This window comes from Pseudomonas sp. ERMR1:02, assembly GCF_002277815.1.
Classification (GTDB): Bacteria; Pseudomonadota; Gammaproteobacteria; order Pseudomonadales; family Pseudomonadaceae; genus Aquipseudomonas.
Genome location: NZ_NKJI01000003.1, coordinates 510697 through 521164, shown reverse-complemented (window position 1 = coordinate 521164; position 10468 = coordinate 510697). Strand labels below are relative to the sequence as shown.

General features: G+C 58.0%; 10 protein-coding genes. All 10 read right to left on the bottom strand.

Annotated elements, in window-relative coordinates; genetic code table 11:
• A partial coding sequence (locus tag CES87_RS08560) for a hypothetical protein (protein WP_256590851.1) occupies nt 1-462 on the bottom strand: 462 nt, incomplete at its 3' end.
• 354 nt (nt 463-816) lie between these two features.
• Nucleotides 817-2115 (bottom strand): hypothetical protein, encoded by a 1299-nt coding sequence (locus CES87_RS08555; protein ID WP_128605788.1) that lies wholly within the window; start codon nt 2113-2115, stop codon nt 817-819.
• Nucleotides 2116-2456: 341 nt separating this feature from the next.
• Nucleotides 2457-2849, bottom strand: a complete 393-nt coding sequence (locus CES87_RS08550) for a DUF2802 domain-containing protein (RefSeq protein ID WP_128605787.1) — start codon at nt 2847-2849, stop codon at nt 2457-2459.
• Entirely contained in the window at nt 2850-3335 is a 486-nt protein-coding gene (locus CES87_RS08545) for a chemotaxis protein CheW (RefSeq protein ID WP_007946765.1), read from the bottom strand. It abuts the gene before it with no gap.
• A gap of 85 nt (nt 3336-3420) precedes the next feature.
• Entirely contained in the window at nt 3421-4335 is a 915-nt protein-coding gene (locus tag CES87_RS08540; RefSeq protein ID WP_128605786.1) for a CheW domain-containing protein, read from the bottom strand.
• A 124-nt stretch (nt 4336-4459) separates the two neighbouring features.
• Nucleotides 4460-5248, bottom strand: coding sequence for a ParA family protein (locus tag CES87_RS08535; RefSeq protein WP_128605785.1), 789 nt, complete (start codon nt 5246-5248; stop codon nt 4460-4462).
• 39 nt (nt 5249-5287) lie between these two features.
• Complete coding sequence (motD, locus tag CES87_RS08530; protein WP_128605784.1) at nt 5288-6178, bottom strand: flagellar motor protein MotD; 891 nt, start codon at nt 6176-6178, stop codon at nt 5288-5290.
• Nucleotides 6179-6190: 12 nt separating this feature from the next.
• Entirely contained in the window at nt 6191-6931 is a 741-nt protein-coding gene (locus CES87_RS08525; RefSeq protein ID WP_128605783.1) for a flagellar motor protein, read from the bottom strand.
• On the bottom strand, nt 6931-8073 hold the full coding sequence (locus CES87_RS08520) for a chemotaxis response regulator protein-glutamate methylesterase (RefSeq protein ID WP_128605782.1): 1143 nt from the start codon (nt 8071-8073) through the stop codon (nt 6931-6933). The genes CES87_RS08525 and CES87_RS08520 overlap by 1 nt, the downstream gene beginning before the upstream one ends.
• Before the next feature lie 49 nt (nt 8074-8122).
• Complete coding sequence (locus CES87_RS08515; RefSeq protein ID WP_128605781.1) at nt 8123-10408, bottom strand: chemotaxis protein CheA; 2286 nt, start codon at nt 10406-10408, stop codon at nt 8123-8125.
• Nucleotides 10409-10468: the final 60 nt, after the last annotated feature.

Sequence of the window (10468 nt, the reverse complement as noted above, 5' to 3'; positions counted from 1 at the left end):
GAACACAAAATTTCTGACAGTCTCCTCAACTGAGTCGCAAAAATCAGTCTTGGCGCGACTTGGACGCCAACTCCACGGGCATCGCGTTATCAGACTTGAAAACCGCAAAAGCCTGAGACTACGCCCAACAATCAAACCATTGATAAGGCCAGCCCCAACTGCTGACGACACCACCGCCGCAACGTCATTTGCCAGCTCAGGATGCATGGCCTCTTGGTAACCGGCGTAATAACGCCAGGCAAAGAAGCACCAATACACGATCAGAACCTTGACCGTTCCACCCAGCACCAGACGATCCCCCTCTCGCACCACGTCGTGGTACGAGTAAAAGCGCAGCGCCAGAAACCATCCTGCCAGTAACCCAAGCACATAGACCGCTACTGGTATGGCAATACCTTGGAAGAGGTTTAGCGAGGTCAAGGAAATGGCGATGAATATCGCAGGAAGACCTTTTCGATTCATGACTCCTGAAGCAGGCAACGACTCCGTAGTACGTCAGGTAAGTAAAGACCGCATAAACCCACAGCGGTGTACCACGCAAAATGTCGAGCATAGGCCTCCTTGGCGCTGCATATACCTGAACAACCGAGGTTGATCAGCGGCGATAGAACGTTTATTGCGATGATCAAGTTACCGATGATGAATCATCATCACAAGTCAGCGGAATTCGGAGGCGCCAATGGTTGAGAAGGACATCACCGATCGCGAGGATGATTGCTGACACAGCGCGCCACGATCATCGCGAAAATGGCGCGCCTGATGTGCAATGTTAAGAGGGAACTACTTCGGCGAGAACGCGTGAAGCCACCGAAGTCGCTACATGATCCCTGTCGCGATGCAACTCAAGAGCCTCAGCCATGGTTTTCCATCGTACTTGCTCAATGCATCGGTAAAGACCACCGCAATGGCAGGTTCATGCCCAGCCGTGAAGTCAGAGATGAATGCTCCGTCGATTACCGTGTCGCGTACATGCGCAATCTCTGCTTCGATCAAGACAGGGTCCCGTGACACCTGCTGATCGAATAAAGCCTTGTCATGAATGATGATGTCCTGGGAATCAACTGAACGCTCCGCGACTCTTACGCTCTTGCTGCCATCCCAGACCGATAGTGAGTACTCGTTGATGATCTCCTGGTTTTTTTGCACCAATTCTATTGTTTCTTGTCGGTTTTCCAATGAACAACGGAAACGCTGACTCAAGTAATCAAAACCCATCAATGCCTCTTCTGTAGAACGCTTGAGCATTCGACAACAGAGCGTCCTCAGGTCAACTTGTATGTCGTGAACCGCTGCTTTTTGCTTTCCTTCTTGCAACCTGATCGCTTGTAGCTTGCTATCGACCAACTTTGGAGATTCAAAAAGTGAGCCCCGTGCCAAAACTTGTGAAAACTTTTTCTCCATATTCATTGTGAAATGGTTCAACAACGTATAAGCGTGCATATGTAGCTGAGGCATTGTGATGCCAGTCATCCGATCCTGTAAGTAATTTCTTACTTCATCCGTACTGAGGGTAAAATTGCCACCCAGATATGATGTTTTCCCAGAAGTTGGCGCCCCCCGAACAATCAGAACGTCTTTTTTTTCTGGAGCTTCTGTCTCTAACAACAGGCACTGAAAGGACGCCTCAAATTGATCAGCCAGTTTGACCATCAGATTCTTCAACACATTGGCATTTATACTTTCAACTTCAGGCAGCCACACTCCTGCTCCCGCTAAACATTTTTCAAGCTTGGGAAGATCTGTCTGCTCCAGCTCCTTCAGTTTGTCAGGGTAACGAGTCAGTGCATGCCAGGTAAGAATGGAAGGGTCAACCTTCAGACATTCGAGGCGAGCAGCGTAGGTATTCTCTGAAATTGGAAGTTTCACCAACTCACTCAAAACTGCTTTAGCCGTGTGTTTATTAATCGACATCTTCGTGACTGTCTTGCCACCCAAGACTTCTGATGTAGAAAACGACGACTTACTGCCAACTCCCGCGTTTCCCATCTCGGCCGGAGAATTCGATACGTGCTCAACACTTTTGCAAATGTTTGGCGCCGTGCTTTTGGTTTCACGGTCAGGACCGGAGTTCGTGTATCGCCCGGCAACAGCCTGATGGGTAGTGACAGTCGGCATAAAACACCTTCAGAGAGTTTAGTGTTGCGCAGCATATCGATGCTGGAAAAACACTCTTCCAAAAAGCGCTCAGGATGAAAGGATGGGGGTTCAGTGCGCGATTGCCCTGAGCTTTGAAGCGCAAGTTGCGCGGGGATGATTGCTGAGGTTTCGAGGACGCCTTCGCGGGCAAGTCGGATCGCCGCCCGCTCGCTCCTACATCTATGGCGCCTGACACGACGCCATCGCGAGCAGGCTCACTCCCACAGAGGATTGGTGGTGTTCACACATTTTGTGCCCACCCCAATCCTTTGTGGGAGCAAGCCTGCTCGCGATGGCGATTTCAGCAGAGTCGCAAAAAATCAGCTCCTGTGAAGCTTGCTCATCAACTCCGCCTCAGCCTGGGTCAAGCCGCAGGACTGGGTCAGTTCGTCGACGCTGGCGCCCATCCCCACCAGTCGAGCCGCCTGGGCGAACGACAGGCTGGTGGGGTCGCGTTGTTCCATTTGGGCGAGCTTGTCCGGCAAGGGCGCGACGATGGCGCGCAATTCGTGCAGGTCTTCGCCCATGCGTACATTGCCGTTCTGATAGTCGTCAACGCGTTTGGCCAGATCCTTGATGCGCTGATCACGCAGCGCATCACCCTGGGCCTGTTGCGCGGCGATCTGCCGTTGGCCGCGTATGTACGCCAGAAACATTGCCAGCGTGCCAGCCCAGAAGAGGAACAGGACAATGACCGCAACCTCGAGAATCAATCAGATGTTCTCCAGATCCGACCATTCTTCTTCGCTCATCATCTTGTCCAGTTCGACCAGGATCAGCAGTTCGTTGTTCTTGTTGCACACGCCTTGAATGAACTTGGCGGACTCTTCGTTACCGACGTTCGGTGCGGTTTCGATTTCCGACTGACGCAGGTAAACCACTTCGGCCACGCTGTCGACCATGATCCCGACCACTTGCTTGTCGGCTTCGATGATAACGATACGGGTGTTGTCGCTGATTTCGGCATTCATCAGGCCGAAGCGCTGACGGGTGTCGATCACGGTGACCACGTTGCCACGCAGGTTGATGATGCCCAGCACGTAGCTCGGGGCGCCCGGGACCGGGGCGATTTCGGTGTAGCGCAGGACTTCCTGAACGCGCATCACGTTGATGCCGTAGGTTTCATTGTCCAGCTTGAAGGTTACCCATTGCAGGATCGGATCTTCGGAACCCTTTGCCGCCGTCGCCTTATCATTCATACCCTGACCCCTCGAAAAACCGCCCTGGCGGTGTGTGTTCGGTGCTGCGGCATTTGAATGCCGTCGCCTGTTTGTTGTGCAGATTTCATGTCGGTTTGTGGGCCGGCTTGCTGCCGCCCATGTGCTTTGCCCCGCCGCTGGCGATCAACTCGGCCAGTTCGGAAACGTCGAGCAACGCACACATGTGTTCAATCACGGTGCCCGCCAGCCATGGCCGTTGACCACGGTGGCTGCGCCATTTGATTTCGTTCGGATCCAGACGCAACGAACGGCTGACCTGATGCACCGCCAGCCCCCATTCGTAGCCCTGGACCGAGATGACGTATTGCAGGCCCTGGCGGAAATCATCGCGATAGCGGTCGGGCATGACCCAACGTGCGGTGTCGAGAACCTTCAGGTTGCCGGCCTGGCTTGGCAGGATGCCGAGGAACCAGTCGGGCTGACCGAAAAGCGGCGTCAGTTCGTGGCCAGCCAGGGAATAAATCGACCCCAGGCACACCAACGGCACGGCCAGGGTTAGCCCGGCAACATCGAATAACAGGCATTCGAACGGCTCGGCCGCCCATGCCGGACGCCCGTCGGTTTCTACCGGCGGTGGCGTGTTGGAGGGTGGCAAGTGAACTTCGACGACCGGCGGTACCAGCGCTTGATGTACTTCGACGACGGGTGGCTCCGGTACTGGCTGCACCTCAACGGGTGGAGGCACCAACGCTTGCAGCAAGGGTGCGATAGTCGATACCGGCGCCATCACAGGAGCCAGCGCTTCGACCACAGCAACGGGGGTTTTCGTTACCGGTGCTAGCAAAGGGGCGGCAGCAACGACGACTTTCTGCGCATCACGAGCCTGCTCTTCGAGCACTGCGGCCTGGAATTCGTCCAGCACAGCTTCAGGCGCTTCTATTTCCGGCGCCAACTCCTCGGTGATGTCTTGCAGCAAGCTCTCCAAATATGACTGAAGCGCCAGTTGCGGGCGCGAAGTGATCTTCACTGGCCGACTCATGCACGCCCCCCTGCTTCTGTAGGAGCGTGGCTTGCCCGCGAAGAACGATAACGCGGTGTGCCTGCAGAATCTGCGGCGTATTCTTCGCGGGCAAGCCTCGCTCCTACGGGGGTATGTGTCATCTTCATGCCACCTGCGCAACGAGTTGTGCCGCAAGCAGATGCTTGAGCAGCGCACGATAAGCGAGTACGCCACGGCTCTTGCCGTCGAATTGCGAAGGCGTCAGCCCGGCACGGCTGGCATCGCGCAGGCGGGTGTCCACTGGGATGTAGCCTTGCCAGATTTCTTCCGGAAACTTGTCGCGCAATACCCGCAGCGTGCCGAGGGACGCTTGCGTGCGGCGATCGAACAGGGTTGGCACGATGGTGAACGGCAGCGCTTGTTTGCGCGAGCGATTGATCATCGCCAGCGTATTGACCATGCGTTCCAGCCCCTTGACCGCCAAGTGTTCAGTCTGCACCGGGATCACCAGTTGCTGGCTCGCGGCCAAGGCATTGACCATCAGCACGCCGAGCAACGGCGGACTGTCGATCACCGCGTAATCGAAATCTTGCCACAACTGCGCCAGACTCTTGGCGATTACCAGGCCCAGGCCACTCTGACCCGGCGTTTGGCGCTCAAGGGTCGCCAGCGCGGTACTGGACGGTAAAAGGGAAATGCGTTCGTCACTGGTGGACAGCAACAATTGCCCGGGCAAGCCCTGCGGCACATTGCCCTTGTGCAGGAACAAGTCGTAGTTGCTGTGTTCCAGGTTGTCGGGGTCGTAACCGAAATAGCTGGTCATCGAGCCGTGGGGGTCCAGATCGACCACGACCACGCGCTTGCCCGCCTCGGCCAGCAAACCGGCTAAAGCGATGGAGGAAGTGGTTTTACCGACACCACCCTTTTGATTGGCGACTGCCCAGACTCTCATTCGGATTGTTCCTCCCAATCGGTTCGATCGGGAAATAGCTCAACGTGTTAATGCGGGTGACGGAGAATTGACGGCGCTCTCTCGTACCGGCGACTTGACCTTGGTCGGTGCAGTTTGTGTGCCAGCACGCTTCAATGCGGCATCCGGTGTGGAATGAGCGGTTCCGGTCCCGGTGAGACTGCGACGCACATCGAGATTGCGCGACACCACCAGCACCACGCGACGGTTGCGTGCCCGGCCCTCGGTCGTGGCGTTATTGGCCACGGGCTGGAATTCGCCGTAGCCCACCGAAGCCAGCCGTCCGGGGTTTACCCCCTGCATCGCCAGCATGCGCACAATGCTCGCCGAACGGGCCGACGACAGTTCCCAGTTGGTCGGGTACTGCGAGGTACGAATGGGCTGATCGTCCGTAAATCCTTCGACGTGAATCGGGTTGTCGAACGGCTTCAGAATTTTCGCGACCTTGTCGATGATGTTGAACGCGACGTCGCTGGGCATGGCATCGCCACTGCCGAACAACAGGCTGGAGTTGAGTTCGATCTCGACCCACAGCTCGTTGCCGCGCACGGTCATCTGGTTGGAGCTGATCAGGTCGCCGAACGCCGCGCTGATGTCGTCGGCGATGCTTTTCAGCGGATCACTGGCGCCGGCAACCCCGGCATCCACCTGATCGCTGTCCTTGACCAGCGGCTTGGCCGGGGTCACGGTCTTCGGCCGCTCGTCGCCGATGGGAATCGGCTTTAGGGCGTGATCGGTATCGGAGAAGACTCCGATCAGCGCTTCGGAAAGGATCTTGTACTTGCCTTCGTTGACCGACGAGATCGAGTACATCACCACGAAAAACGCGAACAGCAAGGTGATGAAGTCGGCGTAGGACACCAGCCAGCGCTCGTGGTTTACATGCTCTTCATGCTGGCGACGACGTGCCATGAGCTTATTCCCTTAATCCATGAAGCCCTGAAGCTTCAACTCAATGGAGCGAGGGTTTTCACCTTCGGCGATCGACAGGATGCCTTCGAGCAACATTTCGCGATAACGCGACTGGCGCAATGCAACGGATTTGAGTTTGGCGGCAATCGGCAGCAGCACCAGGTTGGCACTGGCCACGCCGTAGATGGTGGCGACGAAGGCCACGGCGATACCGCTGCCCAGTTGTGACGGATCACCGAGGTTACCCATCACGTGAATCAGGCCCATCACCGCACCGATGATGCCGATGGTCGGCGCGTAACCGCCCATGCTTTCGAAGACCTTGGCCGCTTCGACGTCGCGGCTTTCCTGGGTGTAGAAATCCACTTCCAGAATGCTGCGGATGGCTTCCGGTTCGGCGCCGTCCACCAGCAATTGCAAGCCCTTGCGCGAATAGTTGTCGGGTTCGGTGTCGGCCACCCCTTCCAACCCGAGCAAGCCTTCCTTGCGCGCGGTCAGGCTCCAGTTGACAACGCGATCGATGCCGCCGGCCAGGTCAACGCGCGGTGGAAACAGAATCCACGCCAGAATCTGCATGGCACGCTTGAAAGCGCTCATCGGCGATTGCAGCAATGCCGCGCCGATGGTCCCGCCAAGTACGATCAACGCCGCCGGACCATTGGCCAGCGCACCAAGATGCCCGCCTTCGAGGTAGTTGCCCCCGATGATGGCAACGAACGCCATGATGATGCCGATAAGGCTCAGAACATCCATCAGACACAGGCCTCGACCAGGTGCTTGCCGATGTCATCCAGGCTGTACACCGCATCGGCGAGTTCGGCTTTGACAATGGCCATCGGCATGCCGTAGATCACGCAGCTGGCTTCGTCCTGAGCCCAGATCGAACTACCGCCCTGTTTCAGCAGACGTGCGCCCTCGCGTCCGTCGGCGCCCATGCCGGTCAATACCACCGCCAGAACTTTGTCACCGTAGGTTTTCGCCGCTGAGCCGAAGGTGATGTCCACACAGGGCTTGTAGTTCAAACGCTCGTCGCCCGGCAGGATTTTCACCGCGCCACGGCCGTCGATCATCATCTGTTTGCCACCCGGTGCCAGCAACGCCAGGCCCGGACGCAGGATGTCGCCGTCCTCGGCTTCCTTGACGCTGATGCGGCAGAGCTTGTCCAGACGCTCGGCGAAGGCCTTGGTGAAAGCCGCCGGCATGTGCTGGACCAGCACGATCGGCGCCGGGAAGTTGGCTGGTAGTTGGGTCAGTACCCGCTGCAGGGCAACCGGGCCGCCAGTGGAAGTGCCTATGGCGACCAGTTTGTAGGCTTTGCGTTTTGGCGCAGGCGACGAAGAGCCTGGCGCATGTGTACGCGCAGGGATCGGTGCCGGAGCCGGACGTACAGGCGCGCTGCTGCCGTAACTACCGAGGCTTGAAGGTGCAGGCGTTGGCGCAGGAGCGGACACTGGATTCAAAGCAGGAGCCGGCGTGCTGTAGGCACTGACACGACGGTTGCTGCGCGAAATGCTGAGAATCTTCTCGCACAGCAGTTGCTTGACCTTCTCGGGGTTGCGCGAGATGTCTTCGAAATTCTTCGGCAGGAAGTCCACTGCGCCGGCGTCCAGCGCATCGAGGGTCACTCGGGCGCCTTCGTGGGTAAGCGAAGAAAACATCAAGACCGGGGTTGGGCAGCGCTGCATGATGTGCCGCACCGCTGTGATGCCGTCCATCATCGGCATCTCGTAGTCCATGGTGATCACATCTGGCTTGAGCGCCAGCGCCTGATCGATCGCCTCTTTTCCGTTGGTCGCGGTACCGACGACCTGGATATTCGAATCCGCTGAAAGAATTTCCGAGACGCGGCGGCGGAAAAAACCCGAATCATCCACCACCAGGACTTTAACTGCCATAAACACTCCGTTAGATGGAGCGAGGCTCAGTCGCCCCGCTCCACCAGAATCAAATACGCCGCGTGGCGTAACGCTTGAGCATGCTCGGTACATCGAGAATCAGCGCGATGCGACCGTCACCGGTAATGGTGGCGCCCGACATGCCCGGGGTTCCCTGGAGCATTTTGCCCAATGGCTTGATGACCACTTCTTCCTGGCCTACCAGTTGATCGACGACGAAGCCGATCCGCTGGATGCCCACCGAAAGGATCACCACATGGCCTTCGCGCTGCTCTTCGTGAGCGGCGGAGCTGACCAGCCAGCGCTTGAGGTAGAACAACGGCAGCGCCTTGTCCCGCACGATCACCACTTCCTGGCCATCCACCACGTTGGTGGTCGACAGGTCGAGGTGGAAGATCTCGTTGACGTTCACCAGTGGGAACGCAAACGCCTGGTTGCCGAGCATGACCATCAGCGTCGGCATGATCGCCAGGGTCAACGGCACCTTGATGACGATCTTCGAACCCTGGCCCTTGGTCGAGTAGATGTTGATCGAGCCGTTGAGCTGGGAAATCTTGGTTTTCACCACGTCCATGCCCACGCCACGGCCGGACACGTCGGAGATCTCGGTCTTGGTCGAGAAGCCCGGGGCGAAAATCAGGTTGTAGCACTCGGTATCGCTCAAGCGATCGGCCGCGTCCTTGTCCATCACACCGCGTTTCACGGCGATGGAACGCAGGACGTTCGGGTCCATGCCTTTGCCGTCATCGGAGATCGACAGCAGGATATGGTCGCCTTCCTGTTCCGCGGCCAGGATCACCTTGCCGCCACGGGCCTTGCCCGAAGCTTCGCGTTCTTGCGGCGACTCGATGCCGTGGTCGACCGCGTTGCGCACCAAGTGGACCAGGGGATCGGCAAGGGCCTCGACGAGGTTCTTGTCGAGGTCGGTTTCTTCGCCGACCAGTTCCAGGTTGATCTCTTTCTTGAGCTGGCGAGCCAAGTCGCGTACCAGGCGCGGGAAGCGCCCGAAGACTTTCTTGATCGGTTGCATCCGGGTCTTCATGACCGCGGTTTGCAGGTCGGCCGTGACCACGTCGAGGTTCGACACGGCCTTGGACATGGCTTCGTCAGCACTGTTGGCGCCAAGGCGAACCAGACGGTTACGCACCAGTACCAGCTCGCCGACCATGTTCATGATTTCGTCGAGACGCGCGGTATCGACCCGCACGGTGGTCTCGGCTTCGCTGGCCGGTTTTTCAGCGGGTGGCGACGCTGGAGCACGGGCTGGAGTTGGCGCGGCAGCGGCCGCTGGAGCTTCAGTTTTCGGCTCGGGCGCCTTGGCCGCAGGTGCAGGTGCAGGTGCAGGTGCAGGTGCCGCAGCCTTGGCCACTGGCGTTGCGACCGGAGCGCTGGCGCCGGATGCGGTTCCAGATTTGGCGCCGACTTCAGTGAACTTGCCTTTGCCGTGCAATTCGTCGAGCAGCGATTCGAATTCGTGATCGCTGATCAGGTCGCTACCGGCCGCCGCAGCGACTGGCGCAGCAGGCGTCGGCACCGAAGCAATCGCCGATTCCAAGGCTTCGACGGCAAAGTTGCCCTTGCCGTGCAACTGATCGAGCAGAGCTTCGAATTCGTCGTCGGTGATATCCGAGCTGTCGCCCGCGGCTTTCGGCGCTTCTGGTGTGGCAGGAGCAGCAGGTGCCACCACCGCATCGACGGCGAACTGGCCTTTACCGTGCAGTTGATCGAGCAACGACTCGAACTCGGCATCGGTGATTTCGTCGCTGGCAGTAGCATCGCTGGCCGGCGCTGGAACAGCCGCCGGCGCCTCGGCCTGAGCCTTGACGGCGTTCAGCGAGTCCAGCAGTTGTTCGAATTCATTGTCGGTGATGTCACCCGATTCGCTTTCAGCGACAGGCTCTTCAACCACCTCGGCTACGGGCGCAGGTTCCGCCTCATCAGCCGTTTGCGGCTCGGCCAGACGGGCCAGGGCAGCGAGCAATTCAGGCGTGGCAGCCGTGATCGGGCTGCGCTCGCGGACTTCGCTGAACATGCTGTTCACCGCGTCCAGCGCTTCGAGAACCACGTCCATCAATTCAGAGTCGACGCGTCGTTCGCCCTTGCGCAGGATGTCGAACACGTTCTCGGCGATGTGACAGCACTCCACCAGCTCGTTGAGCTGGAGGAAGCCGGCGCCCCCTTTTACAGTGTGAAAACCGCGAAAAATTGCATTGAGCAGGTCTGCATCATCCGGTCGGCTTTCCAGCTCGACCAGTTGCTCGGACAGTTGCTCTAGAATCTCGCCGGCCTCAACCAGGAAATCCTGAAGGATCTCTTCATCGGCGCCGAAGCTCATTAAGGGTGTGCTCCTACAGGTCTAAAAACCCAAAAAACCTAAAATTCTAAAACTCTAGAA

What these genes read in the sequence shown, in the direction of transcription:
- motD (WP_128605784.1), bottom strand. Translation starts at nt 6,178, where the DNA reads ATGGCACGTCGTCGCCAGCATGAAGAGCATGTAAACCACGAGCGCTGG.
- CES87_RS08520 (WP_128605782.1), bottom strand. Translation starts at nt 8,073, where the DNA reads ATGGCAGTTAAAGTCCTGGTGGTGGATGATTCGGGTTTTTTCCGCCGC.
- CES87_RS08515 (WP_128605781.1), bottom strand. Translation starts at nt 10,408, where the DNA reads ATGAGCTTCGGCGCCGATGAAGAGATCCTTCAGGATTTCCTGGTTGAG.
- CES87_RS08555 (WP_128605788.1), bottom strand. Translation starts at nt 2,115, where the DNA reads ATGCCGACTGTCACTACCCATCAGGCTGTTGCCGGGCGATACACGAAC.
- CES87_RS08535 (WP_128605785.1), bottom strand. Translation starts at nt 5,248, where the DNA reads ATGAGAGTCTGGGCAGTCGCCAATCAAAAGGGTGGTGTCGGTAAAACC.
- CES87_RS08545 (WP_007946765.1), bottom strand. Translation starts at nt 3,335, where the DNA reads ATGAATGATAAGGCGACGGCGGCAAAGGGTTCCGAAGATCCGATCCTG.
- CES87_RS08525 (WP_128605783.1), bottom strand. Translation starts at nt 6,931, where the DNA reads ATGGATGTTCTGAGCCTTATCGGCATCATCATGGCGTTCGTTGCCATC.
- CES87_RS08540 (WP_128605786.1), bottom strand. Translation starts at nt 4,335, where the DNA reads ATGAGTCGGCCAGTGAAGATCACTTCGCGCCCGCAACTGGCGCTTCAG.